Genomic DNA, 24026 nt, shown 5'->3' with positions numbered 1-24026 from the left:
CATGGCGCTCCCCGTCATGCTCAAGGCCGCCCTCCCGGCGGTCCCCGGCATCAACCAGCTGCCCGGCATCAAGAAGACCGGCGGCGACCTGCCTGCGGTGACCCTGGAGCGCAACGACGTCCTCGTCGAGCGCTCCGCGGTCGACCGCTACGCAGCGGTCTGCGGCTTCCCCAACCGTGACGTCGCGCCGGTGCCCTACCTGCACATGCTGGCCTTCCCGCTGCACATGCAGCTGATGACCGACGCGAAGTTCCCCTTCCCGGCCATCGGCTCGGTGCACCTGGAGAACTCCATCACCCAGCACCGTCCGGTCCAGATCGGCGAGAGCGTCTCGCTCTCGCTCACGGCCGACAACCTGCGGATGAGCACCAAGGGCCGCGCCTGGGACATGAACGTCACTGGCAAGGTCGGTGACGAGGTCGTGTGGGAGTCGGTGTCGACGTACCTCCGTGTCGGCAAGGGCGACAAGGACAACGGCGACCCGGGCATGTCGTTCAACACCGTCCAGGCCAAGGGCCCGGTGTGGAGCCTGCCCGACAACCTCGGCCGCACCTACGGTGCCGTGTCGGGTGACCGCAACCCGATCCACCTCTACCCGCTGACCGCGAAGGCGCTGGGCTTCCCGCGCCACATCGCCCACGGCATGTGGAGCAAGGCCCGGTGCATCGCGGCTCTCGAGAACCGCCTGCCCGACCACGTCCGGGTCGACGTCGCCTTCAAGAAGCCGATCTTCTTGCCGGGCAAGGCGCAGTTCGGCGCCGAGGCCAACCCGGCCGGATGGGACTTCACGCTGGTCAACCCGAAGTCGGGCGCCCCCCACCTGGTGGGACGTACGACGGCGCTCTGACCTGCCGCGACAGACACAACGGCCCGGCTCCCCTCTCGGGGTGCCGGGCCGCTGTCATTTCTGAGAGCTAGAAGATGCCCTGGTGCTGCTCGCCGGCCAGCACACCCGGGCTGCCCGGGAAGTGCGCCGTGTAGCCGCGCAGGCTGATCCCGGTGCGGATCGAGCCACTGACCGTGCATGCCGCCCGGCCGGTCGCGTCGGTGACCGCCGTGCAGGCCACGTCCTCGCTGCTGCCGACGGTGAACGTGATCGTCGAGCCGACCACCGGGGTGTTGGTCGCGCCGTAGGTAACGGTCGCCTCGATCACGCCGAGCTTCATCTTCTTGGTCGTGATGATCGCCGGCGCCTCGGAGATCGTGAGCGTGCTGCCCACGAACCCGGTGAAGCCGTAGTTGGTCGCGTCGAGGGTGCCCACCGCCACGCTCAGCGGGTAGACGCCCGGCGAGGAGTCCACCGTCGCGGTCGTGCTGAAGGCCGGAGCACCGGTGACCACGTCGATGGTGTCGCCGTTGCGGAACCCGGTGATCGTCGCGGTGTAGGCCGGGTCGGCGGCACGGAATCCGCGCGTCGCGGGGTTGGCCGTCACCGTCAGGAGTCGCTTGTTGATCGTCAACGTGCCGTCGACCAGCGTGAAGCGGTAGTTGGGCGAGGACAGCGTGCCGGTCTTGACCTCGATCGGGTAGTCGCCGACGTTGCTCTTCACCACAGCCGTGGTCGTCACGTCGGGCGCGCCATTGAGGGCGGCGGTCGTCTCGCCGTTCTGCAGGCCGGTGACCGTGTAGGTGAGGGCCGGGTTGTTGAAGCCGTAGATGCGGCTCTTGCTGTCAGCGGTGACGGTCAGCTCCGCGCGCTGCACCACGAACCGGTTGGAGGTGAACCCGGCGATCGTGTAGTAGTCGCTGGACAGCGTGGCGCTGCACGTGGTCGTGTCGAGCACGTAGGTGTTGCCGACCCCCAGGGTCGGCGCGACGTCACGCCCGTCGTTGAGCTTGGTGCAGCCCAGGCCGGAGACCGAGAGCCCGGCGATACCGGTCGAGGCGGTCCAGACCGGCGTGCCGCCGTAGACCTGGATGCCGGTGACGCTGACCGTGATCGGCTTGGCCGTGATCGTGAGGGTGCCGTCGGTGAACGAGTTGATCGTGTAGTTGTCGCCGCCGCCGAGCGTGCCGCGGAAGATCTTGATGGCGTAGTCGCCGGGGACCGAGGAGGACTTGGCGTCCGTCGTAATGGTCGGGGCGCCGGTCAGGACCGAGGTGTCCTCGCCGTTCTTGAGGCCGGTCGCCGAGAAGGTGAACGTCGGATTGTCGTCCTTGTAGGCGCGCGACGCGTTGTCGGCGGTGACCCCGATGGTCGCCTTGTTGACCGTGAGCTTCTGGCCCGAGTAGCTGCCGATGACGTAGTTGGGGTTGTTGAGCACGCCGCCGCTGCAGGTGGCCCCGTCGATCGTGTAGGTGCCGCCCGCGGTCAGCGTCGGCGCGATCGCAGCGCCGCCGGTCAACCCGGTGCAGGTGATGCCGCTGACGGTGACACCCGCGGTGCCGGTCGTGCCGACGAAGTTCGTCGTGCCTCCGTAGGTCTGGGAGCCGAAGACCTTGACCGTCACCGAGGTGACGGCGTGAGTCGGCGCCGGAAGCGCAGCGACGCCACCCAGAGCCATCAGGGTCGCGATGGGCGCGACGAACGTACGAACCTTCATGGATTTCCCTCCCCATGCAACAACTGGCGTGGGGAACTTAGCACTGGAGGACGTCCGACGTCCCCCGAACCAGCCGACGGCGCCGCGGTCGCTAGCGCGTCCGGGGCCGGATCAGGCCCTCCTGGGCGACCGTGGCGACGAGGGTGCCGTCCTGGGTGAAGACCCGCCCCAGCGACAGGCCGCGTGCACCGCTCGCCGACGGCGACCATTGGTCGTAGAGCCACCACTCGTCGGCGCGGAACGGCCGGTGGAACCAGATCGTGTGATCGAGCGAGGCCATCTGCACCGCGCTCGCGTCGGTGTCGTGGGCGGCCAGCGTCGCCCCGAGCAGTGACACGTCGCTGGCGTAGGTGAACATCGCGAGGTGCTCGAGCGGATCGTCCGAGAGCCGACCGTCGATGCGGATCCACACCTGGGCCTTCGACGGGTGGGCCGGATCGGGATCGAGGCCGTAGCGCGAGCTCCCGAGCCAGCGCACGTCGAGGGCAGCCCACTCCTTGGAGAGGCCGTCGTCGCTACCGCGCTCCTGCATCAGGTCCATCAGGTTGAGACCCTCGTCAGGGCCCTTCACCTCCGGCATGACGTCTTGGTGCTCGAGGCCGTCCTCGGCGCGCTGGAAGTTGAGCGATTGGTAGTAGATCGGGCGGCCGTGCTGACGTGCGAGCACCCGGCGGGTGGCGAACGACTTGCCGTCCCGGATGCGCTCGACGTCGTAGATGATCGGGACGTTGTAGTCGCCGGGCAGCAGGAAGTAGGAGTGCAGCGAGTGCACCTGGAAGCCCGGGTCGACCGACCGGGTCGCCGCGATCAGCGCCTGGGCGGCCACCTGGCCGCCGTAGACCCGCTGCCGCACCGTGTCGGGCTGCTTGCCGCGATAGAGGTCGGTGTCGAGCTGCTCGAGGTCGAGCAACGAGACCAGCTGTCGGGTGGCATCGGCCATCTCGGGTGGGTTGGGGGTCATGCCGGGCCTCCGGTCTCGTCGGGCCCCTCGAGGCCGGCCAGGAACTGCTCGAACTGCTGCCCGATCTCCTCGCCCGTGGGCAGCGGCTGGTCCTCGGCGAGCAGGCTGGTGCCGCTCTCCTCGGCCCGGGCGAAGGCGTCGTACTGCTGCTCGAGCGCCGTCACCACGTCATCGACCTCGGAGTTGGCCGACAGGTAGCGGGCGATCTCCTCCTCGCGCTCGTCGGCTTCAGTGCCGAGGGCGGACAGGTCGATCGTGAGACGAGCGGCGAGCTCGACCTGCTCGAGGAGCGCGATCGCGGCGCGCGGGTAGTCGAGCTGGGCGAGGTAGTGGGGGACGTGCGCGACGAAGCCCACCGCGTCGTGGCCCCACTCCCCCAGGCGCAGCTCGAGGAGCGCCTGCGCGCTGCTCGGGATGCGCAGCTCGCCGCGCCACGGCGAGCTGCCCGTCAGCAGGTCGGCGTTGTTGGCGTGGTGGGTGATGGCGATCGGGCGGGTGTGCGGCACCGCCATCGGCACGGCACCCATGCCGACCACGAGCGAGACGGAGAACCGTTCCATCACCTCGAGCACAGCGCGGCTGAACGCCTCCCACCGGATGTCGGGCTCGGGGCCGTGGAGCAGGAGGTACGGCGCCCCGCCCACGTCGTGCAGCAGCCGCGCCACGAGGCGAGGAGCGTCGTAGCCCTCGTAGTGGTCGCGCACGAAGGACATCGGAGGCCGGCGGGCGCGGTAGTCGTGGAGCTGGTCGACGTCGAAGGTCGCCACCACGACGCCACCGCCGTCAGAGCCCTCAGCGACCAGGTGTCGGCAGGCGATGGCACCGGCGTTGCCGGCGTCGAGGAACCCGTCGAGAGCGATGACCATGCGCAGGCCCTCCACCCCCGCGAGCTCCGGCACGTCGTCGACGATGTGCACGAGGCGGGGTGCGGAGGTCACGCGCCCACGATACTGAGCATGGTCAGCCGGCAGCGTGGCGGGAGGCGACCGCGGGAAGCTTGCTCGCTCCACGTGTCGCCGTAGACACGCTCGGCCAATCAGTCAGCCGTAGGTACGGCGCATCAGGGCGACGCCCTGCTCGGCCAGCGCCGAGGTCGAGATGCCGAGCTGCTGGGAGATGACGCTCGCCTGGTCGCCGCCGTCGTGGAGCGCGTCGAGGAGCAGCCACAGCGCGTCGGCTCCGTAGGTCGCGGCGATGTATTCGCAGACCCACCACGAGACGGCGTACCAGCCCTCGGCGTGCTCACCGCCGAAGTCGGCGTCGGACGGCAGGTCGTCGACGCCGGAGGCGGCCAGGTTGAGGGCGTCGGTCTGCAGCCGGCGCTCGGCGGGCGCGATCGGCTGGACCGAGACGTATTCGGCGATCCCCTCGGTGAGCCACAGCGGCACCCCCTGCGCGCGCTCACCGAGAGCGACGTGGGTGAGCTCGTGGCGCACCAATCGGTCGAGCACTTCCTCGCCCTGGTCGAGCACGTGCGGGCTGAGCAGGATCCGGTACGACGCCACCCGCCCGTCGGCGTCCGTCGCATCGCGCGGGACGGGGATGGTCGCGCCGTCGAGGCGGTCGGGATCGCTGAACGGCAGCCCCGACAGCGAGTCGACGAACGCTGGGTCCGACAGTGCGTAGAGCACCACACCACCGGGGTCGGACAGCTCGGTGGGGAGCACCGACTTCACCTGGAAGCGACCCAGCGACACGGCGTCGAGCACGCTGCTCGCGCTGCCGAGCGAGTCGTCGTCGAAGATGCCGAGCACGCCCGGAGCGTCCCGGACCTCGATCTCCTCGTCGAGGTCCCAGGGCTGGGGTTGCGAGGGGTGGTCGGCCTCCCACGCGCGGTCGGTCGTCGACGCGAGGAGGTAGCGGCGCTGGTTGGCGGTCGGCACGAAGCGCCAGCGGTCGCGCGTCACGACCGGCGCGACGTCGTAACCCTCGATCTGGAGGCGGATCGTGATCTCGGCCCAGTAGGCCCCGCCATCTCCGCCATCGGGGCCATCGGGCTCGAGGGATTCGGTGCCGAGGGTGAAGCGGACGGCGCCGAGTGGAAGCTGGGTGACGTTGCCGTAGTAGCGGTCCTGGGCCTCGACGAACGCAGCATCACGTCGCGCAAGACTGCGGTCGAAGCCCACCGAGTCACCGTTGAGCATCGCTCGCGCACGCTGGTGGAGCGTGCGCTCGATCGCCTCGACGACGTAGCGCTCGGGATCGTCGGGACTGACCGGCACGTCGTCATCGCCGCAGGCGGCGAAGGCAGGGCCCAGCAGGGCGAGGGACAGCAGCGCCGCGAGTCGGCGGTATCTGCTGTCGGGAGCGCTAGTGCGTCCCGTCGACATCGAGGAGCGTCCGGTCATCGACCGTCGACGTCGCCTTGGAGGGATCGGCGCTGGCGATCTCGTGCAGCACGTCGAAGGCGATCGACTGGGCGGACAGGCCGATCCGTTCGAGGATCACGTTGCGCTTGGCGTGGTCGAGGAACTCCTGGGGAATGCCGTGCACCCGGACGGGGGTGTCGACGTGGGCCGCCGACAGGGTCTGCAGCAGCACCGCGCCCACGCCGCCGATGACGCCGTTGTCCTCGATCGTCACGACCAGACGGTGGTCGCGGGCGAGGTCGATCAGTGCGGGGTCGACCGGCTTGACCCAGCGGGGGTCGACGACCGTGACGCCGATGCCTTGCGCGGTGAGCCGGTCGGCGACCTCGACGCCGGTGCCGGCCATCGAGCCGACTGCCACCACGAGGACGTCCTTGCTCCCCTTGCGGACGAGCACGTCGACTCCGCCGATCCGGTCGATCGCGTCGATGTCCTCGGGCGGCGGACCCTTCGGGAACCGCACGACCGTGGGCGCGTCGGAGACTTCGACGGCCTCGTCGAGCAGCTCGCGCATCCGGGTGACGTCACGCGGTGCAGCCAACCGGAGGCCCGGCACGACCTGGAGGATCGACATGTCCCACATGCCGTTGTGGCTGGCGCCGTCGTCGCCCGTCACGCCGGAGCGGTCGAGGACGAAGGTCACCCCGCACTTGTGGAGCGCCACGTCCATGAGGACCTGGTCGAAAGCCCGGTTGAGGAAGGTCGCGTAGACCGCGAAGACCGGGTGGAGGCCGCCGATGGCGAGGCCCGCAGCCGAGGTGGCCGCGTGCTGCTCGGCGATGCCGACGTCGAAGGTGCGCTCGGGGAAGCGGGCCTGGAACTTGTCGAGCCCGACCGGGTGCATCATCGCGGCCGTCATGCCGACGATGTCGTGGCGGCGCTCGCCGATCCGCACGATGTGCTCGGCGAAGTGGTCGGTCCAGATGAGCCCCTTCGGCTTCTCCAGACCGGTCTGCACGTCGAACGGCCCGGGCGCGTGGAACTGGTCGGCCTCGTGCCGCTCCGCCGGGTCGTAGCCGAATCCCTTGCGGGTGATGGCGTGCACGATCACCGGACCACCGAAGCGCTTCGCCTGGGCGAGCGCCTGCTCCATGGCGTGGCGGTCGTGACCATCGACCGGACCGACGTACTTCAGGCCGAGGTCCTCGAAGAGGCCCTGCGGGGCGAGCGCGTCCTTGAGGCCCTTCTTGACCGCGTGAAGGGCGTCGTAGGCAGTCGGACCCACGGCCGGCACCGCGTTGACCCGCTTCCGCACCATGTCGAGCACCTGCTCGTAGCGCGGGTTGGTGCGCAGCCCGGCGAGCGCGGTCGCGAGACCGCCGATCGTCGGCGTGTAGGAGCGACCGTTGTCGTTGACCACAATGACCAGGCGCGAGTCGCGGGCGATCGCGATGTTGTTGAGCGCTTCCCAGGCCATGCCGCCGGTGAGGGCGCCGTCACCGATCACGGCGACGACGTGGCGGTCCTCGCCGCGGATGGCGTAGGCCTTGGCGATGCCGTCGGCATAGCTGAGCGCGGTCGACGCGTGGGAGTTCTCGACGATGTCGTGGTCGGACTCGGCCTGGCTCGGGTAACCGCTGATCCCGCCCTCACGGCGCAGCGTGCCGAACTCGGGAGCGCGACCGGTGACGAGCTTGTGCACGTAGGACTGGTGGCCGGTGTCGAAGACCACGCGGTCGCGCGGACTGTCGAAGACCCGGTGGATCGCGAGCGTCAGCTCGACGACGCCGAGGTTGGGACCGAGGTGGCCGGTGTTGGTCGCGACCGTGCGGATCAGCAGGTCGCGGATCTCGGCCGCCAGCGTCGCCAGCTCAGCCTCGGAGAGGTCCCGCAGGTCGCGGGGCGAGGTGATCCGGTCGAGGATGGCCATGGGGCCGAGTCTAGGCGGTCAGCGATTCCTGGCCGCGATCGCGGCCTCCTCGACGAGGCTCCGGAAGCGGTCGGAGCCGAGGAAGTCCGGCAGGATCCTCGCCGCCGACGCTGTGAGCGGCAGCTCTCCGAGCCGGTCCGGGTCGACGAAGACGATCTGGCGCCCCTCGCCCAGCACGACGTCGTCGTCGGTCGCCGTCGTCGCGGCGGCGTAGACGAACACGTCGTCGTCAGAGCCATAGGCGGCGTGGTGGACGGAGAACTCGCGCCACAGGGGCAGGCCCGGCGGTGCGATCACCAGCCCCGTCTCCTCCTCGAGCTCGCGGTAGGCGGCATCGCCGGGCTGCTCGCCGGGGTCGACGTGCCCGCCGACGAAGCCCCAGCGCTCCGGGTCGATCACCGGGTGCTCGTCGCGCTCCTGGAGCAACACCCAGCCGCGCGGGTCGACGAGAAGGATCGAGGCGAAGCGACGCACGCGGTCACCGTAGCCGCGGGGTTCACACCGACGCCCTATCCTCCGAAGCGTGCTGATGCGACCCGCCGAGCTCGACGCCATCCGACGAGGCGACGTCGACCTCGCCTTCCGGCGCTGGGACCGGCCACGCGTGCGGGTCGGCACCAAGCTGCGGACCGCGGTCGGTCTCATCGAGGTGGTCACCGTCGACCGGGTCACCCCGTCGACGCTCCGCGCCGAGGATGCCCGCCGGGCCGGCGCGTCGTCACTGGCCGCGCTCAAGAGCGCCCTCGCGGCCAAGGCCGACCGGCCTGCCTACCGCGTCGGGTTGAAGTACGCCGGCGCCGACCCCCGCGACGCGCTGCGCGAGTCGGTGCCGGGCCCCGACGAGATCGCCGCGATCATCACCGGGCTCGACCGGCTCGACGCGTCCTCGACGACCGGCCCGTGGACCCGCACCACCCTGCGGATCATCGACGCCCACCCCGAGGTGCGCGCGCCCGAGCTCGCCGACCAGCTCGGCCGACCGACCGCGGACTTCAAGCGTGACGTCCGCAAGCTCAAGGAGCGTGGCCTGACCGAGTCGCTCGCGATCGGCTACCGCCTCTCCCCGCGCGGTCAGGCCGTCGTCGATCACGAGGACGGCCCCCGCGAGCGCGCTCCGCAGCGCGACGGCACGCCGCTCCCCCGCACTATCGGGGCTCCGGCGACCCGGGCCCTGCGGGCTGTCGACGTCCACACCCTCGAAGCCGCTGCGTCCTGGACCCGGGGCGACCTCGCCGCGCTCCACGGCGTCGGACCGATCGCCCTCGACCGCATCGAGGCGGCGCTCGCCGCGATCGGACTCGGCTACTCCGTCTGAGTCAGGCGCCCGGCGTTGGTTCGGTGGTGCCGCCCGCACACGAGGCGAACGCCTCCGGAGCCGTCTCCCCGGCGCCGTACTTGTCGATGAAGAGCGCGATCCGTGGATCGTCCGGCCCGATCAGGGCGAGCTGGCGGGCCCAGGCCGTGATCACGACCGGCGCCTCCTGCGTGGGGTAGGGCGACATGATGCCGTTCTGCGGCAACGCCCCTGCGAGCTCCGCGACACCCTCGGCGTCGACCTGGTCGGGTCGGTAGGTGATCCACACCGAGGCGTGCTCGAGGTCGTGGACGGCGAGCTCGTCCGAGACCGGCACGTCGTAGACGCCGCACTCGAGCCACGGGTCGAAGTGGTCACCGCCGACCGGCGGGGACTGGGGATAGTCGACGTCGTCGCTGGTGTGGTGCCAGGGCGGCAGGTCGTACTCCTGCACGAGCGCGAGGTTGCTGGTGTCGACCGTCGCACCCGGACTCGCGGGCGGGGCCTGCGACTCCGATTCATCGTCACCGCCGAGCACCGACGGCAGCACGACCGCACCCACCACGACGAGCACACCGGCCCCCACCGCGACGGCGACACCCAGCGGACGTTTGGAGGTCGGTTCCCCCGTCGGTTCGGTCACTGCTCGAGCGCCCGCTCGACCCGCTCGACCTTCGCGGTCAGCTGCCCGGTGAACCCGGGTCGGATGTCGGCCTTGAGGACCAGCCCGACCCGCGGCGAGACCTCGGCGACCACCTCGACGGCACGCTTCACGACAGCCATCACCTCGTCCCACTCCCCCTCGATGTTGGTGAACATAGCGTTGGTCTCGTTGGGGAGACCGGACTCGCGGACCACGCGCACTGCAGCCGCGACGGCCTCGCTGACGCTGCCGGTCTTATCGGCGGCGTCGGACGGGGAGATGCTGAAGGCGACGAGCATCCGGTCACCGTAGTCGGCTCAGAAGACGTGGTACTCGCGAGGGCCGATGAAGAACCCCGTGTGCTGCCCGAGGTCGACACAGGTCACGCCGATCGACTCGACCAGGCACTCGACGTCATCGCTGATGACCACGCTGCCCTCACCGTCGACCACGTTGGCGCCGGGTTCGCGGATCGTGTCGGTGTTGCAGACCGGCCGGGCCTCGCCCTGGTAGGTCTCGACCCGCCCGACCCCGTCGGCGATGTCGCCGCCGCAGACGTCGTCGTCCTTGATGAATCCGGTCCGCAGCTCGCACGCCGGGCCGATCACCGGGTCGTCGAGCAGGCAGTAGACGATGTCCTTCGCCGTCGAGAACCGCGGCACGTAGGTGGGTTCGCCCCCGTGGTCGCCCTCGATCCGCGCGCGCGCTTCGTCGTACGACGTCGGCCCGCCCGGCTTGTCGGTCGGCGGCTCGGGCGAGGGCCCGCTGTCCGTGGTCTCGGTCGCGGGCGGCGCCGAGGTGGCCGTCGTCTCCGGGATGCTGGCGGACGCGGTCGGATCGTCGGCGGTCTTCGTCGGCTTCGGCTTGTGCGTCGCGTGGCGCGTCGGGCGGGTGTCGAGCGTGGGCGCGTCGTCGGCGTCGCCACCGCCGGCTCCGCAGGCCGTCAGCCCGATCGGCGCCGCGAGGGCGAGGAGCAGGGCCGCCGTACGGACGCGTCGAAAGCTGCGCATAGGTCCATCGTGGCAAGCGAAAAGGCCAATGGCCCGCCCCCGCGCCGTGAGGGCGAGGGACGGGCCATCGAGAGGTTGATCAGCCGCGCAGGAGGTTGCGCAGCACGAACTGCATGATGCCGCCGTTGCGGTAGTAGTTGGCCTCACCAGGGGTGTCGATGCGGACGACCGCGTCGAACGAGACGTCGCCTGCCGTGACCTTGACGGTCTTCGGCGTGCGGCCCTCGTTGAGCTCGGTGATGCCGCTGATCGAGAAGGTCTCCTCGCCGGTCAGGCCCAGGGACTCCGCGTTCTGGCCCTCGGGGTACTGCAGCGGGATGACACCCATGCCGATCAGGTTCGACCGGTGGATCCGCTCGTAGGACTCCGCGATGACGGCCTTGACGCCCAGCAGCGAGGTGCCCTTGGCCGCCCAGTCACGCGACGAGCCCGAGCCGTACTCCTTGCCAGAGAGGACCACCAGCGGGATGCCCGCGGCGATGTAGTTCTCGCTGGCCTCGTAGACCGACGTGACCTCGCCGCCGGCGGTGAAGTCACGGGTGACGCCACCTTCGGTGCCCGGCGCCAGCTGGTTGCGCAGTCGGATGTTGGCGAAGGTGCCGCGGATCATGACTTCGTGGTTGCCGCGGCGCGAGCCGTAGGAGTTGAAGTCGCGGTGCTCGATGCCGTGCTCGGTCAGGTAGCGACCCGCCGGGCTGTCCTTCTTGATCGCACCGGCCGGGCTGATGTGGTCGGTGGTGACCGAATCGCCCAGCTTGAGCAGCACCCGGGCTCCGGTGATGTCGGTGACCGGGGTCGGCTCGTCCGGCATGCCGTCGAAGTAGGGAGCCTTCCGGACGTAGGTCGAGGTCGGGTCCCACTCGAAGGTGTTGCCCTCCGGAGTCTGCAGCGAACGCCAGCGGTCGTCACCGGCGAAGACGTCGGCGTAGGAGTCGTCGAACATCTCGGAGTTGATCGCCATCGCGATCGTCTCCTCGATCTCGGTCGGCGTCGGCCAGATGTCGCGCATATAGACGTCGTTGCCGTCCTGGTCCTGACCCAGCGGGTCGTTGAACAGGTCGACCTTCATCGAGCCGGCCAACGCGTAGGCGACGACCAGCGGCGGCGAGGCCAGGTAGTTCATCTTGATGTCGGGGCTGATCCGACCCTCGAAGTTGCGGTTGCCCGAAAGCACCGAGACGACCGCGAGGTCGTTGTCGTTGATCGCCTGCGACACCTCGGGGATGAGCGGTCCGGAGTTGCCGATGCAGGTCACGCAGCCGTAGCCGACGAGGTTGAAGCCGAGCTTGTCCAGGTAGGGAGTCAGGCCGGCCTTCTCGTAGTAGTCGCTGACGACCTTGGAACCGGGAGCGAGCGTGGTCTTGACCCACGGCTTGCGGGTCAGCCCCTTCTCGACGGCCTTCTTGGCCAGCAGCGCCGCACCGATCATCACCGAAGGGTTGGACGTGTTGGTGCAGGAGGTGATCGACGCGATCGTGACCGCGCCGTTCTCCAGCTCGAAGCTGGTGCCGTCGGCCAGGGTCACGGGGATCTTGGCGTCGACGTTGCTGGTGTAGGTGGTCACGTCGCTGGCGAAGGCAGAGGCGGCGTTGGAGAGCTGGACCCGGTCCTGCGGGCGCTTCGGGCCGGCGAGGCTCGGAACGATCGAGGCGAGGTCGAGCTCGAGCTTCTCGGAGTAGCGCGGCTCGGCCGACGGGTCGTGCCAGAGGCCCTGCTCCTTGGCGTAGGCCTCGACGAGCGCGAGCTGCTCCTCGGAGCGACCGGTCAGCTTGAGGTACTTGATGGTCTCCTCATCGATCGGGAAGACCGCGATCGTGGAGCCGAACTCCGGCGACATGTTGCCGATGGTCGCGCGGTTGGCCAGCGGCAGCGCGGAGACGCCGGGGCCGTAGAACTCGACGAACTTGCCGACCACGCCGTGCTTGCGGACCATCTCGGTGATGGTCAGCACCAGGTCGGTCGCGGTGGTGCCCTCGGGCAGGTCGCCGCTGAGCTTGAAGCCGACCACGCGCGGGATGAGCATGGAGACGGGCTGGCCGAGCATCGCAGCCTCGGCCTCGATGCCGCCCACGCCCCAGCCCACGACACCGATGCCGTTGACCATCGTGGTGTGGGAGTCGGTGCCGACGCAGGTGTCGGGGTAGGCCTGCAGCACGCCGCCGACCTCGCGGGTGAAGATCGTGCGGGCGAGGTGCTCGATGTTGACCTGGTGGACGATGCCGGTGCCCGGGGGGACGACCTTGAAGTCGTCGAAGGCGCCCTGGCCCCAACGCAGGAACTGGTAGCGCTCGCGGTTGCGCTCGTACTCGATCTCGACGTTGCGCTCGAACGCCTCCGGCGTGCCGAAGACGTCGGCCATCACCGAGTGGTCGATCACCATCTCGGCGGGCGCGAGCGGGTTGATCTTCGTCGCGTCGCCACCGAGGTCGGCCATCGCCTCACGCATGGTCGCCAGGTCGACGATGCAGGGCACACCGGTGAAGTCCTGCATGATCACGCGCGCCGGCGTGAACTGGATCTCCTTGTCGGGCTGGGCGTCTGCGTCCCACCCGGCGAGGGCCTTGATGTCCTCGGCAGTGATGTCGGCACCGTCCTCCGTGCGGAGGAGGTTCTCGAGCAGCACCTTGAGGGAGAAGGGCAACGACGCTTGGTCCAGGCCCTCTCCGGTCACCGCGTCGAGGCGGAAGATCTCGTAGGCCTTCCCATCCACGTCCAGGGTGCTCTTGGCGCCGAAGCTGTCCTTGCTGGCCATCCGCGTCTCCGTCCTCGTCGACATCTGTGCGTCGCGTAAGTCTGCCGTCCCATCCTGCCGCTGGGCACCAGCGCAGGGATAGTGAGGCTGTCCTAAGTGTTCAGACCTCGGTCAGTATCTCGACCGAACAAGGTCTCTTGACGTCAAGATACATCACTCGGGACCCGATCACCACCCCTTTCCACGAGGTGCGCGCCGCGTCTCAGATCGGTCTCACGTTGCCCTGCTTCGTGTGCAAGCGCGACGTGGGGCTCCCTAGCCTCGGCGCAGGCCCGGACTCCAGGGCTGTCTGCGACCGTGGGGGGCGGAGACCAAGGGGAACAGCATGAGCGAGGCTCAGCGCACCGACGAGGCGGCGTACCGCCACCTCACGGTCGTCCGTCCGCCCGACTCGATCCCGCCGTCCTTCCAGATCGCCCCCTGGACCGAGCGGCTCTCGCGCCGCGAGGCCGACGTGCTGCGCTGCCTGGCCGAGGGCCAGTCGACCGGCGAGATCGCGACGACGCTCTTCATCTCCCCCGCGACCGTCAAGTGCCACGTCGCCCGGCTGATCGCCAAGGTCGGCGTCCGCGACCGCGTACAGCTCGTGATCGCCGCCTACCGCAGCGGGTTCGTCCGGGTCGAGTGAAGCCGCGTCAGGCCGGCACCCCGTCGCCGTCCTCGGCGAACTGGGTGCGGTAGAGCTCCTCGTAGCGACCCCCGGCCGCCAGCAGCTCGGCGTGGGTCCCCTGCTCGGCGATGCGACCGTCCTCGATCACGAGGATGCGATCGGCGGTGCGGATCGTCGAGAGCCGGTGGGCGATCACGAGCGCCGTGCGCCCCGCGAGCACCTCCGAAAGAGCCGCCTGCACGGCTGCCTCGGACGTGGAGTCGAGCGACGCCGTCGCCTCGTCGAGGACCACGACCTGCGGTCGCTTCAACAGCAGCCGGGCGATGGTCAACCGCTGCCGCTCGCCGCCGGAGAGCCGGTAGCCGCGCTCGCCGACGACGGTGCTGAGGCCGTCGGGGAGGCTCCGCACCAGGTCGGCCAGCCGCGCCCGCTCGAGCGCGTCCCAGATCTCCTCCTCGGTCGCCTCGGGTCGGGCGAAGAGCAGGTTGTCGCGGATCGAGTCGTGGAAGAGGTGTCCGTCCTGGGTGACCATGCCGACCGTGGCGCGGATCGCCTCGGCGCTCAGGTCCCGGACGTCCACACCGGCCAGTCGTACGGCGCCCGAGTCGACGTCGTAGAGCCGGGACACCAGCTGGGCGATCGTGGACTTCCCGGCACCGGAGGTGCCGACGAGCGCGATCACCTGCCCGGGCTCGGCCCGCAGCGACACTCCGTGCAGGACCTCCTCGCCACCACGGGTGTCGAGGGTCGAGACCTCCTCCAGGGACGCGAGGGAGACCCGGTCGGCCGAGGGGTAGGAGAACCGGACGTCGTCGAGCTCCACCGCGACCGGCCCCGCCGGCACGGTCCGCGCGTCGGGCCGGTCCTGGATCAGCGGCTCGAGGTCGAGGATCTCGAAGACCCGCTCGAAGCTCACCAGCGCCGACATCACGTCGATCCGCGCGCTGGCGAGGGAGGTGAGCGGGGCGTAGAGGCGCACCAGCAACAGCGACAGCGCCACCACGTCGCCCGCATCGAGCCCACCGGTCAGGGCGTAGTAGCCACCGAGCCCGTAGACCAGCGCGACCGCCAGAGCCGACACCAGCGTCAGCGCGGTGACGAAGGTCGTCTGCACCATCGCGGTCCGCACGCCGATCTGTGCGACCCGGCGGGCCCGGGCCGCGAACTCGGCGGACTCCTGCTCAGGACGCCCGAACAGCTTGACCAAGGTCGCACCGGGCGCGGAGAAGCGCTCGGTCATCTGGTTGCCCATGGCGGCGTTGTGGTCGGCCGCCTCGCGCTGGATGCCGGCGATCTTGTTGCCCATCCGACGCGCGGGCAGGACGAAGACCGGCAGCAGCACCAGGGCGAGAAGCGTGACCCGCCACGAGATGCCGAGCATCACCACCAAGGTGAGCATCAGCATCACGAAGTTGCCGACCACGCCGGACAGGGTGGTGCTGAACGCCCGTTGGGCACCGATCACGTCGTTGTTGAGGCGGCTGACGAGCGCTCCGGTGCGGGTCCGCGTGAAGAACGCGACGGGCATCCGCTGCACGTGGTCGAAGACGGCCTTGCGCAGGTCGAGGATCAGCGATTCACCGATGTTGGCCGACAACCAGCGCGTCACCAGGCCGATCCCCGCGTCCAGCACGGCGACCCCGGCGATCACGAGGGCGAGGTTCACGACCGTCCGGGTCGCGTCCCCCGCCACGATCGCGTCGACCACCCGGCCGGCCAGGACGGGAGTCGCCACGGCGAGCGCAGCGCCCGCGATGCTGAGGAGGATGAAGCCGATGAGCTTGCTGCGGTGGGGCCGGGCGAAGGTGAGGATCCGGCGTGCCGTCGCCCTGCTGAACGCACGTCGGTCGTCGGGCGCGGCCATCCGCCGGTACAGCTGGTTCCACGCGATCGACTCCATGCTCATGCGTTGGACCCTAGGACTTGAAGTCGACTTGAACGCAAGTGGCGGCGATGGCGCGACCTCGAAGAAATCCGATCAGGGCTGTCGTTTCGAATCGATCTCGTTCGTGGTGAGGTAAAACCACCCCACCTGAGGAGAACCCCATGCGCACGCTCTACGTCACCGAGTTCATCACCCTCGACGGCGTCATCGACTCCCCCGGCGGCAACGAGGGGCACCCCCACGCCGGCTGGTCCTTCAAGGACGTCGACTTCCTGCCCGAGGTCTACGCGATGAAGGGCCAGGAGCAGGAGGAGGCCGGAGCGCTCATGCTCGGCCGCGTCAGCTACGACCTGTTCGCTCCGGTGTGGCCGTCGATGACCGAGGAGTTCCCGCTCTACAACGCGATGCCCAAGTACGTCGTCTCCTCCACCCTCAAGGACGACGAGTTGGTCTCCAACTGGGGCGACATCACCATCCTGCGCACGATGGACGACGTCGCTGCACTCAAGGAGACCGAGGGCGGCCCGATCAGCGTGCACGCGAGCGGCAACCTCGCTCAGTCGCTCGCCGCGGCCGGCCTCGTCGACCGCTACCACCTGCTCGTCTTCCCCGTCGTGCTCGGCTCGGGCAAGCGGTTGTTCTCCGACTCCAGCGCCGACAAGCACAAGCTGCACCTCGCCGAGAGCGAGAGCTACGCCAACGGCGTGCAGAAGCTCGTCTACGAGGTCGTCCGATGACCGATGGCCCCTGATGCCGACTGACGCGCCCCGCAGGGACACCATCGCCGCCGCGGTCACCGCGGCGCTGGTGGTGCTCCTCGGGGTGGCGTTCGTCGTCGTCCGCAACCACGACGACGCCAGCACTACGACGCCGACCCCCGCCACCACCCGCACCGGCCCCGCTCCCTGCGGCCACGGTGACCTTGTCGTCGCGCTGGTCGAGCCGGACGAGGCGCGCGGGACGGCGTACCGCACGGTGACCCTGCGCCTCACCCGCGGCACCGAGCCCTGCACGGTCCGCGGTTATCCGGAGACGATCGTGCTGGCGAAGGGGCGCCCGGCCGGCGTCGCCACGGTCCCCGACCAGACGCTCGGACGGCCCGAGCAGCTGACCGTGCTCCCCGACCGCTCGGCCAAGGTCACCTTGGCCTGGTCGGGCGCCCACTACTGCGGCCCGGTCGACAACGACGCGGTCCGGTTGTGGGTCGCCCCCGACCTGCCGCTGGAGCTGCCAGGGTTCGGCCGGAGCCGGTGTGGTGGATCCGAGGGCCGACCGCCCGTCCGGGTCGGCGCCTTCACCTACGTCAACCCGCGCGACGAGCATGGGACCGTGACCGGGCTCGTGACGCTGAACGACGGCCCCGAGCCCGGGACGGGCGAGTACGCCCACTCCGGCGAGGTCCAGCTGGTCGGTGTGACCGACACCTACCGCACCGCGATCGGCGCGACCGGTTCCTACGACGTCGAGGTGCCCGCCGGTCACTACGAGGTGCGCGTCTCGACCCACCAGTGGCACGCGGGGGCGACCTACGAGGCGGGACCGTTCGACGTGCCCGGCGGCGAGCTCAGCGTCATCAACATCCCGATGCCCGCGCGCTGACCTTCGAGCTGATCGGCGCGGCGACTAAGCGGATCGCCTCCGCGCCGGTGTAGACCCTTCGTGGAGGCACTCACAGCCGGAGGCTCGATGGCGCGGAGCGGGCAGGTCCCGGACGACTTCGACGCCTGGGCGCGCCCGCACCTGCCGGTCCTCCACCGCTACGCCGCCCGACTGGTCGGTCCGGCCGATGCCGACGACGTCCTCCAGGAGGCGCTCGTGCGCGCGTGGCGCCGCCGATCGACCTACGACGAGCGCCGCGGCACCCCGCTCCCCTGGCTGATCGCCATCGTGCGCGACCGCGCCGGACGTCACCGCACGCGGCGCCGCGACCACCTCGAGCTCGCTGCGGCGGACGGACCCGCTGCGGCCCGCGATCCCGACCTCGACCTCGAACGCGCCATCCGCGCCCTCCCGCCGCGCCAGCGCGAGGCGGTCGACCTCTATTACTTCGTCGACCTCGACGTGGCCGCGATCGCCGCGGTCATGGGCTGCGCCCCCGGCACCGTGCGCGCCACCCTCCACCAGGCCCGTGCGGCCCTCCGTGCCCAGATCGGAGACGACCATGAGTGACCCCACCGGCCCCGATCTGCTCGACGAGCAGATGGACCGACGCCTCCGCGAGGCCGGCACCAACTGGAGGGACGGCCTACCGCTGCCTCCTCCGGTCGCCGCTCCCTCGAGCAATCCGCGCCGGTGGCTCGTGCCGCTCACCGCCGCCGCTGCAGTTGCTGCGATCGGCGGCGCCTCGTTCGTGGCGATCAGCCACGACAACGACCGAGCGACCTTCATGCCGGACCCGGCCCACTCCGGAGTGTCACCGACGCCGTGCGATCGCGGATCCCTCGAGATCGTGGGCAGCGTCGTGGAAGAGCGCCGCAACTACCGGTCCACGACCGGCGTGATCGGCCTCAAGGGCGACCAGCCCTGCACGTTGAGCGGATACCCGAAAGCGATACCGCGCGGCACCGGCCTGGACAACAGCCTTGTGCAGTACCTCGCCCCGGACGACCCACCCGCGACCGTCCTCCTCACCCCAAAGTCGCGGGCGGTCGTGACCGCCCGGGTGCAGCTGTCCGGTCTCGACTGCCTGACAGCGTCCATCGACGCGGTCGAGGTGACGCTGCCCAACGGCGACGCGGGCGAGCTGGCCGGCATCGGCGGGGTGTGCGAGCCGGGTCGCGACGCCATCTTGATGATCGAGGTGCTGCCGATCAGCGCCGAGGGCGCGCCGCTCCTCGAGGCAGCCCCCGCGACCGTCTCCGGCACCATCACGCTCGACGGCGGACCGGCGCCGGGCCAGAGCATCCCGGTGACCTCGGGCGAGATCACGTTCGACGGCGAGTCGTCGGGCGCGGGCGCCTCGATCGACCCCGGCGGGACCTACGAGGTCCAGCTCGCTCCGGGCGAATACGACGTGACCGTCTCCACGCCCGACTGGAACGGCGGGCAGACCTACTCCGACGGGAAGTACGGCGTCACCGGCGGCACCACCGCGACGCTCGACATCCACATCCCGATCAGGTGAACCCTCCGGGGCCGATCAGTCGACAATGGGTCGTGATGGACGACGAGCGTGGGACCGCGGCCGCTGGCGGCAACAGGGCTGACCTGCCTCCCGTTGTGCTTCCGGGATACCGCTCGGCCCGGGATCCGTCCCGCGCGTTGGCAGTCGGCCCACACAAGCTGCCCCGCGAGCACGTCTCCCAGGTCCAGCGCGACCGACTCCTCGACGCCTTCGTCCAAGTGGTCGCCGAGCACGGTTACGAATCCGCGGGCGTCAAGGCGATCTGCAAGCGGGCCGGCGTCGCCTTCACCACCTTCTACGACCTCTTCGAGTCCAAGGAGCAGCTGTTCCTCGCGGCGTACGACGCCGGCATCGCGATCCTGATCGACTCGGTCCGCAACGCGCCGGCTCCGGCAGACCCCGACGACCTGCGCGCTCGCGTCGAGTCCGGCTTGGGGGCGATCCTGAACGCCCTCGCCGACAACCCGCTGTTCGCACGCTTCTTCGCGGTCGAGATCCACAAGGCCGGGGCCGAGGCTCAGGACCGGGTAGACGAGACCTTCGAACAAGCCTTCAGCCTCTTCGCCAGGTCGAAGTTGGCGGCCAACCACCACACCCCAGCCGATGACGTCGGTCCGCTGGTGATCGGTGGGGCCTACATGCGGATCTACTTCTACATCCGAGCCGGCCGGACTGCTGAGCTCCCCGACCTGCTGCCCGTGCTGACGTCCTTCGTGCTCTTCGACTTCTAGCGACGGCATGCGCCGACTCAGTGCGTCGGCGGCCTCAGGTTGATCGTGCTGACTCCCGCTCCTGCCAGCACTGCCTCGCTGAACTTCATCAAGGCCGGCAGCAGCGACGGCAGCTCGGCGGTTCGCCCGATCCGCACCGTCCGGGACAGGTGTGAGTAGATGCCGCCGACGAGCATCGGCACCAGCTCCGGGTCGGGGGCGCCGAACGCACCCACCGCCTCAACGTCGTTGAAGAGCAGGAACGCCGCCTCCAGGGCGTCCTCGACCCGCCCGTGAGCCTCTTGGCCGCCCTTCTCGAACTCGACCAGCAGGAACGTCGCGAACGCCGGGTTGTCGGCGAGGATCTCCAGCAAGGCAAGGATTCCGGCCTCGGTTCGGGCGATGCTCTCGGTGCCCTCAGGCGGCGCCTCGTACGCCGCGCTGACGTAGTCGAAGAGGACGGCGACCCCCGCGTCGTAGGCCGCGAAAAGCAACTCGGTCTTCGTGTGGAAGTGCTCGTAGAAAGTGGCCAGCCCCACGCCTGCGCGAGCACAGATCGTCTTGATCCCAGCGCCATCGAAACCCTCTTCGGCGACGACCTGCACGATCGCATCGCGGAGCCGGTTCTTCTGCAGCTCGACGACCTCCTCGCGGGTGTAACCGTGGCCGACCGGGGTCAGACGCGCATCCCGGGCGTCGCGAGCTCCGGGGAGCAGGACGGCTGGGAGCGCGCGACCCCTGTCGTCCTGGGTGTGAGGCGTTGGCTGCATCGGCCCGACCTAATCCGGAATGGATGTTATGTAAGCGAAGTTATCCAAATCCGAGACTACCACTCAGTAACGATTGACAGGAGTTGAATAACCACCGTTACATAGCCCTGCCAAGCAGGTGCTTGTTAGCTCTTCTCGGGGCTGGTCGTCAGCGTGGCAGACGCCACACCTCCCTCCCCCCGAAGGTCAATCACCATGCACCAGAACGCCTCCAAGCCGACCCATCGCAGAAGGGTTCATGGCAAACGGCGCAGCATGATCGCGTTCCTCGCGCTCGTTGCGTCCGGCCTCTCGATCGGCCTCGTCAGTCCGGACCCCGCCTCGGCCGCGCCTCAGGCCTTCGGCATGAGCATGGTTCCGGACACGGGCCGCTTCATGATCGCTGGCAACGAACCGGGCGCCCCGCTCGGCACGCCGACCTCGGTCAGCGGAAGCTTCGACTCCTCGACCGGTGCGATGACCAACGTCAGCTTCGCCTCCCCCGAGATGCACGTCGTCCAGCACGTCACCTCTCCCCAGGAGCTCGACGTCTTCATCGACCAGCAGCTGATCCCGCTCGCGCCGGGTAGCGGCCAGCTCGACGCCAACGGCGACATGACGCTCAACCTCTCGTTCAAGCTCCACGTCAAGATCCGCGCGAGCGTCGCCACCGGCGACTGCTGGTCCGAGCCGATCGACGTCGAGCTCAGGTCGACCGCGCCCTACGACGCCGACACCGACCTCGTGACCCTGAAGGCCGAAGGCTTCAACATCCCCAACCTCCAGACCAGCCCGCAGTGCTCCTCGCTGATCACCAACAGCGCGGGTGGCCAGTTCGCCGGCACCAACAACCGGCTCGAGCTGACGTTGCAGGGCGACCTTGGCGCGGTGCTCAACGAGTCGACCACGACCATGACGGTCAACAACCCCGGTCCTCTCGTCCTCGGCACCTCGACGACGATGACGGCCACCGTCACCCCGGTCGAAGCCACCGGTTCCATCGACTTCTACGACGACGAGACCTACCTCGGCACGTCGCCGGCAGATGCCAACGGCGTCGCCACACTGACGAGGACGCTTCCGTCAGGCACCCACCACCTGACGGCCCGCTACACCGGCAGCTCCGAGTTCGCCGGCAGCACGTCCGACCCGACCGAGCTCGTCGTGCAGGCCAAGCCCGACTTCGGTGCAGCCTTCCCGGCGATCCTGGTCCCGGGCGCTGAGGCCCAGGTGTTCCCCCTGACCATCACGAACCCCGACGACGGTCTGCCCTCGAACCTGCGGGTCGACTTCAGCATTGCCCAGACGCCCACGGACACCGCTGCTGGTGGCCTCAACGTGACTCCGTCGCAGCTGTCGATGGAATACCAGGACGGCAACGGCGACTGGACCCCCGTCGGCCTGACCCAGACCGGCAGCACGTTCGCGGCGATGACGGCTTCCTACGGCACCCAGAACGGCTTTGCGTTGGCCCCCGGAGAAACTCGGGAAGTGCTGTTCCGCATGGCCAGTGCGGTCGGGACGCCCAAGCGCACCCTGACGACGACTGCGGTGCTGAAGCAGGTCGACGCCACCACCGGCTCGCAGGTCGGCGCCAACGTCGCCCAGATCGTCGGCACGACCATCGTCCCGCCGGCCTCTCGCGTCGACGTCGGCTCGATCACCGTGTCGACCCTGGGCACCGGCACGGGCGCGAGCGCCGTCCCTGGTGACTCGGTCACCCGCGGCAACTACCTCGCCTTGAAAGCAGTCATCGCACCTGCGGCCAACGTCGCCGGACAGCCGGTCAACCCCGCTCCGCTCGGCGTAGCCGAACTTCTCGTTGATGGCATCCCCACTGCCACGATCCAGTGGCAGGACGGTGTCGCCCCCGGTGGTCTCCGCATTCCGATCGTCCCGGGATCGGGAGCCGCGACGAATCCGTCGACCGTGGTCCCGGGCGGATCGGGCGGCTTCTTCCGCGAGTTCATCGACACCAAGGCCCTGACCACCGGCACTCACACGCTCCAGTTGAACTACTTCGGCGACACCAACTACAAGGGCGGACTCTCGCCGGTCACGACCTTCACCGTCGCGCCTGCCTGGGGCAAGGTCTACACCTGCGTCTTCAACCCCCCTGCGGGCGGTGTTTACCGAGGTCGCGCACTGGTGTCCGGCACAGCGTCGCTGCCCGCGGTCGTCATGTCCGGAACGACCGCATCGTTCGTGGATGCAGAAATCAAGATGGGGACGACGGTCTACAACGCAGGCGGCGGGACGAACCTTCAGAGTCCCGTCCGGAACCTGACGGCTCAGCTGCCCGGCGGCTCGGTGTCGAAGCCGTTCTCACCGCCGGCAACTGCCTCCTTCGCCACGTTCTCCAACCCCACCGCCACCCAGAGAGAACTGCTCGTCACCTCCACGGGCATGACGGGAAGCACGACGATCAGCGGCCAACCCGGCGACCAGGTCGACGTCACCCTGGACAGCCTCGTCTTCCTCAACGGCATCGGCGCTCCGGGGACGTGCGAGCCGCTCGGTGAGCCTGCACGGCTCGCGACGGTGACCGTCGCTGGCACCCGCCTCACGGTGACCCCCGGAGGCGTCGCGAGCCTCGGCGATCAGGTCACGCTGACCGCGGACGTGCGGCCGGCGACCGGTGGGCAGGTCGAGTTCTTCGACGGCGACACCAGCCTCGGCGTAGTGCCGGTGACCTCCGGGAAGGCCGTGCTGAACACGGGCAATCTCCCCGGCGGCCAGCACCAGCTGAGGGCGCGTCACTCGGGTGGTTCGATCACCGTCAACGGCATCAACCTGTCCGTCGGAGCCAACTACTCCAACACGGTCGAGAAGCAGGTCCAGTCGGCGACCACGACGAGTGCCTCGTCCACGAGCGCACAGTTCCTGACCGGGCCAGCGACGCTGAAGGCGTCGGTGGTGACCAATCCGGCGAGCGCTCGTGTGCCGACCGGTGGTCAGGTGCAGTTCAAGGTGGACGGGTCCCCGATCGGGTCGCCCGTTCCCCTGACCGACGGCCATGCGGAACTCGTCACGCCGCTTCCCACCGGAGGGCACGCGGTCACCGCCGCTTACCTCGGGAGCCCCGCGTTCGCAGCCAGCACCTCGCCGGCGACGCCGGTGACGATCGGGAAGTACGTCACGACGCTCGCTGTCACCTCGGCCACGGGTACCCAGGCCGGCCCGTACTTCACCTTCCCGGCATCGGCGACGCTGACCAGCCCGGCTGGGCCCGTGGCAGGCAAGACGATCACCTTCAAGGTCGGGCCGAACAAGGCGTGCACCGCGGTGACCAACGCCGCCGGTGTGGCGACATGCACCGCCCAGGTGCCCTCGGTGTCGACGCGGTACAAGAAGCTGTACACGGCCATCTTCGCCAAGGACGCCACCGCGACCGCGTCGCGAGGAACGGGGCCGCTGCTGCGCTGACCGTTGAGGAGTGCGCACCTCGGATCCCCGGACGCGGTGCGCACTCCTGGTCGGCGGACCCGATCCGCCGACCCCGCCCA

Annotated in this window: 21 protein-coding genes; 9 read left to right on the top strand and 12 right to left on the bottom strand. The window is 69.6% G+C overall.

All coding sequences use genetic code 11. The features are described from left to right. The first annotated feature begins 1 nt into the window (after position 1). A complete protein-coding gene (locus F0U44_RS18675; RefSeq protein WP_149729890.1) occupies positions 2 to 847 on the top strand; it encodes a MaoC family dehydratase in 846 nt (281 codons plus the stop codon). 67 nt (positions 848 to 914) lie between these two features. On the opposite strand, the gene F0U44_RS18670 is transcribed toward F0U44_RS18675, so the two are convergent. The 6 genes from F0U44_RS18670 to F0U44_RS18645 all read right to left on the bottom strand — a co-directional run bounded on the left by F0U44_RS18670 (position 915) and on the right by F0U44_RS18645 (position 8217). Continuing rightward, entirely contained in the window at positions 915 to 2543 is a 1629-nt protein-coding gene (locus F0U44_RS18670) for an MBG domain-containing protein (RefSeq protein WP_149729889.1), read from the bottom strand. A 91-nt stretch (positions 2544 to 2634) separates the two neighbouring features. Continuing rightward, positions 2635 to 3504, bottom strand: a complete 870-nt coding sequence (locus tag F0U44_RS18665; RefSeq protein ID WP_246160649.1) for an acyl-CoA thioesterase — start codon at positions 3502 to 3504, stop codon at positions 2635 to 2637. Then, a complete protein-coding gene (locus F0U44_RS18660; protein ID WP_246160647.1) occupies positions 3501 to 4442 on the bottom strand; it encodes a proteasome assembly chaperone family protein in 942 nt (313 codons plus the stop codon). Before F0U44_RS18660 ends, F0U44_RS18665 begins: the two co-directional genes overlap by 4 nt. Positions 4443 to 4544: 102 nt before the next feature. After that, entirely contained in the window at positions 4545 to 5852 is a 1308-nt protein-coding gene (locus F0U44_RS18655; RefSeq protein WP_149729888.1) for a hypothetical protein, read from the bottom strand. Continuing rightward, positions 5815 to 7743, bottom strand: coding sequence for a 1-deoxy-D-xylulose-5-phosphate synthase (gene dxs, locus F0U44_RS18650; RefSeq protein WP_149729887.1), 1929 nt, complete (start codon positions 7741 to 7743; stop codon positions 5815 to 5817). The genes F0U44_RS18655 and dxs overlap by 38 nt, the downstream gene beginning before the upstream one ends. 18 nt (positions 7744 to 7761) lie before the next feature. Beyond that, the gene (locus F0U44_RS18645) at positions 7762 to 8217 is read right to left on the bottom strand and encodes an NUDIX domain-containing protein (protein ID WP_149729886.1); all 456 of its coding nucleotides are present in this window, start codon (positions 8215 to 8217) and stop codon (positions 7762 to 7764) included. 49 nt (positions 8218 to 8266) lie between these two features. On the opposite strand from F0U44_RS18645, the gene F0U44_RS18640 reads away from it, so the two are divergent. Continuing rightward, positions 8267 to 9058 (top strand): helix-hairpin-helix domain-containing protein, encoded by a 792-nt coding sequence (locus tag F0U44_RS18640; RefSeq protein WP_149729885.1) that lies wholly within the window; start codon positions 8267 to 8269, stop codon positions 9056 to 9058. 1 nt (position 9059) lies between these two features. On the opposite strand, the gene F0U44_RS18635 is transcribed toward F0U44_RS18640, so the two are convergent. The 4 genes from F0U44_RS18635 to acnA all read right to left on the bottom strand — a co-directional run bounded on the left by F0U44_RS18635 (position 9060) and on the right by acnA (position 13442). Continuing rightward, a complete protein-coding gene (locus tag F0U44_RS18635) occupies positions 9060 to 9680 on the bottom strand; it encodes a thioredoxin-like domain-containing protein (protein ID WP_149729884.1) in 621 nt (206 codons plus the stop codon). Beyond that, positions 9677 to 9979, bottom strand: a complete 303-nt coding sequence (locus tag F0U44_RS18630; RefSeq protein ID WP_149729883.1) for a thiamine-binding protein — start codon at positions 9977 to 9979, stop codon at positions 9677 to 9679. Before F0U44_RS18630 ends, F0U44_RS18635 begins: the two co-directional genes overlap by 4 nt. An 18-nt stretch (positions 9980 to 9997) precedes the next feature. Further along, a complete protein-coding gene (locus tag F0U44_RS18625) occupies positions 9998 to 10690 on the bottom strand; it encodes a hypothetical protein (protein ID WP_149729882.1) in 693 nt (230 codons plus the stop codon). A gap of 79 nt (positions 10691 to 10769) precedes the next feature. Next, entirely contained in the window at positions 10770 to 13442 is a 2673-nt protein-coding gene (acnA, locus tag F0U44_RS18620; RefSeq protein ID WP_149730012.1) for an aconitate hydratase AcnA, read from the bottom strand. 325 nt (positions 13443 to 13767) lie between these two features. Between acnA and F0U44_RS18615 the strand changes: the two genes are divergently transcribed. Continuing rightward, a complete protein-coding gene (locus F0U44_RS18615) occupies positions 13768 to 14070 on the top strand; it encodes a response regulator transcription factor (RefSeq protein WP_149729881.1) in 303 nt (100 codons plus the stop codon). A 7-nt stretch (positions 14071 to 14077) separates the two neighbouring features. Here F0U44_RS18615 and F0U44_RS18610 read toward each other — a convergent pair whose 3' ends face one another. Next, entirely contained in the window at positions 14078 to 15958 is a 1881-nt protein-coding gene (locus F0U44_RS18610) for an ABC transporter ATP-binding protein (RefSeq protein WP_149729880.1), read from the bottom strand. Positions 15959 to 16098: 140 nt separating this feature from the next. Between F0U44_RS18610 and F0U44_RS18605 the strand changes: the two genes are divergently transcribed. Genes F0U44_RS18605 through F0U44_RS18585 form a run of 5 tightly spaced genes read left to right on the top strand, consistent with a single transcriptional unit; the run spans position 16099 to position 19792 of the window. Beyond that, positions 16099 to 16674, top strand: coding sequence for a dihydrofolate reductase family protein (locus tag F0U44_RS18605; RefSeq protein WP_149729879.1), 576 nt, complete (start codon positions 16099 to 16101; stop codon positions 16672 to 16674). A 13-nt stretch (positions 16675 to 16687) separates the two neighbouring features. Next, complete coding sequence (locus F0U44_RS18600; RefSeq protein ID WP_149729878.1) at positions 16688 to 17536, top strand: DUF4232 domain-containing protein; 849 nt, start codon at positions 16688 to 16690, stop codon at positions 17534 to 17536. 60 nt (positions 17537 to 17596) lie between these two features. Next, complete coding sequence (locus F0U44_RS18595; protein ID WP_246160645.1) at positions 17597 to 18106, top strand: RNA polymerase sigma factor; 510 nt, start codon at positions 17597 to 17599, stop codon at positions 18104 to 18106. Continuing rightward, on the top strand, positions 18099 to 19061 hold the full coding sequence (locus F0U44_RS18590) for a carboxypeptidase-like regulatory domain-containing protein (RefSeq protein ID WP_149729877.1): 963 nt from the start codon (positions 18099 to 18101) through the stop codon (positions 19059 to 19061). Before F0U44_RS18595 ends, F0U44_RS18590 begins: the two co-directional genes overlap by 8 nt. A gap of 35 nt (positions 19062 to 19096) precedes the next feature. Then, the gene (locus F0U44_RS18585) at positions 19097 to 19792 is read left to right on the top strand and encodes a TetR/AcrR family transcriptional regulator (protein ID WP_149729876.1); all 696 of its coding nucleotides are present in this window, start codon (positions 19097 to 19099) and stop codon (positions 19790 to 19792) included. A 17-nt stretch (positions 19793 to 19809) separates the two neighbouring features. Here the strand turns inward: F0U44_RS18585 and F0U44_RS18580 are convergent, their stop codons facing one another. Continuing rightward, entirely contained in the window at positions 19810 to 20541 is a 732-nt protein-coding gene (locus F0U44_RS18580) for a TetR/AcrR family transcriptional regulator (protein WP_149729875.1), read from the bottom strand. Between the two features lie 255 nt (positions 20542 to 20796). Here F0U44_RS18580 and F0U44_RS18575 point away from each other — a divergent pair, with 255 nt between their 5' ends. After that, positions 20797 to 23946 (top strand): Ig-like domain-containing protein, encoded by a 3150-nt coding sequence (locus tag F0U44_RS18575; protein WP_188113553.1) that lies wholly within the window; start codon positions 20797 to 20799, stop codon positions 23944 to 23946. Positions 23947 to 24026 lie beyond the last annotated feature (80 nt).

The organism is Nocardioides humilatus (assembly GCF_008373755.1).
GTDB classification, from domain to species: domain Bacteria; phylum Actinomycetota; class Actinomycetes; order Propionibacteriales; family Nocardioidaceae; genus Nocardioides; species Nocardioides humilatus.
The sequence above is the reverse complement of the archived record's forward strand: the minus strand, read 5'-3'. Positions and strand labels throughout refer to the sequence as shown.

Excerpts from the sequence above, each read along its gene's own strand:
- F0U44_RS18655 (WP_149729888.1), bottom strand. The coding sequence starts at position 5,852 with ATGACCGGACGCTCCTCGATGTCGACGGGACGCACTAGCGCTCCCGAC.
- F0U44_RS18665 (WP_246160649.1), bottom strand. The coding sequence starts at position 3,504 with ATGACCCCCAACCCACCCGAGATGGCCGATGCCACCCGACAGCTGGTC.
- F0U44_RS18585 (WP_149729876.1), top strand. The coding sequence starts at position 19,097 with ATGGACGACGAGCGTGGGACCGCGGCCGCTGGCGGCAACAGGGCTGAC.
- acnA (WP_149730012.1), bottom strand. The coding sequence starts at position 13,442 with ATGGCCAGCAAGGACAGCTTCGGCGCCAAGAGCACCCTGGACGTGGAT.
- F0U44_RS18670 (WP_149729889.1), bottom strand. The coding sequence starts at position 2,543 with ATGAAGGTTCGTACGTTCGTCGCGCCCATCGCGACCCTGATGGCTCTG.
- F0U44_RS18630 (WP_149729883.1), bottom strand. The coding sequence starts at position 9,979 with ATGCTCGTCGCCTTCAGCATCTCCCCGTCCGACGCCGCCGATAAGACC.
- F0U44_RS18580 (WP_149729875.1), bottom strand. The coding sequence starts at position 20,541 with ATGCAGCCAACGCCTCACACCCAGGACGACAGGGGTCGCGCGCTCCCA.
- F0U44_RS18590 (WP_149729877.1), top strand. The coding sequence starts at position 18,099 with ATGAGTGACCCCACCGGCCCCGATCTGCTCGACGAGCAGATGGACCGA.
- dxs (WP_149729887.1), bottom strand. The coding sequence starts at position 7,743 with ATGGCCATCCTCGACCGGATCACCTCGCCCCGCGACCTGCGGGACCTC.
- F0U44_RS18615 (WP_149729881.1), top strand. The coding sequence starts at position 13,768 with ATGAGCGAGGCTCAGCGCACCGACGAGGCGGCGTACCGCCACCTCACG.
- F0U44_RS18625 (WP_149729882.1), bottom strand. The coding sequence starts at position 10,690 with ATGCGCAGCTTTCGACGCGTCCGTACGGCGGCCCTGCTCCTCGCCCTC.
- F0U44_RS18605 (WP_149729879.1), top strand. The coding sequence starts at position 16,099 with ATGCGCACGCTCTACGTCACCGAGTTCATCACCCTCGACGGCGTCATC.
- F0U44_RS18575 (WP_188113553.1), top strand. The coding sequence starts at position 20,797 with ATGATCGCGTTCCTCGCGCTCGTTGCGTCCGGCCTCTCGATCGGCCTC.
- F0U44_RS18600 (WP_149729878.1), top strand. The coding sequence starts at position 16,688 with ATGCCGACTGACGCGCCCCGCAGGGACACCATCGCCGCCGCGGTCACC.
- F0U44_RS18610 (WP_149729880.1), bottom strand. The coding sequence starts at position 15,958 with ATGAGCATGGAGTCGATCGCGTGGAACCAGCTGTACCGGCGGATGGCC.
- F0U44_RS18675 (WP_149729890.1), top strand. The coding sequence starts at position 2 with ATGGCGCTCCCCGTCATGCTCAAGGCCGCCCTCCCGGCGGTCCCCGGC.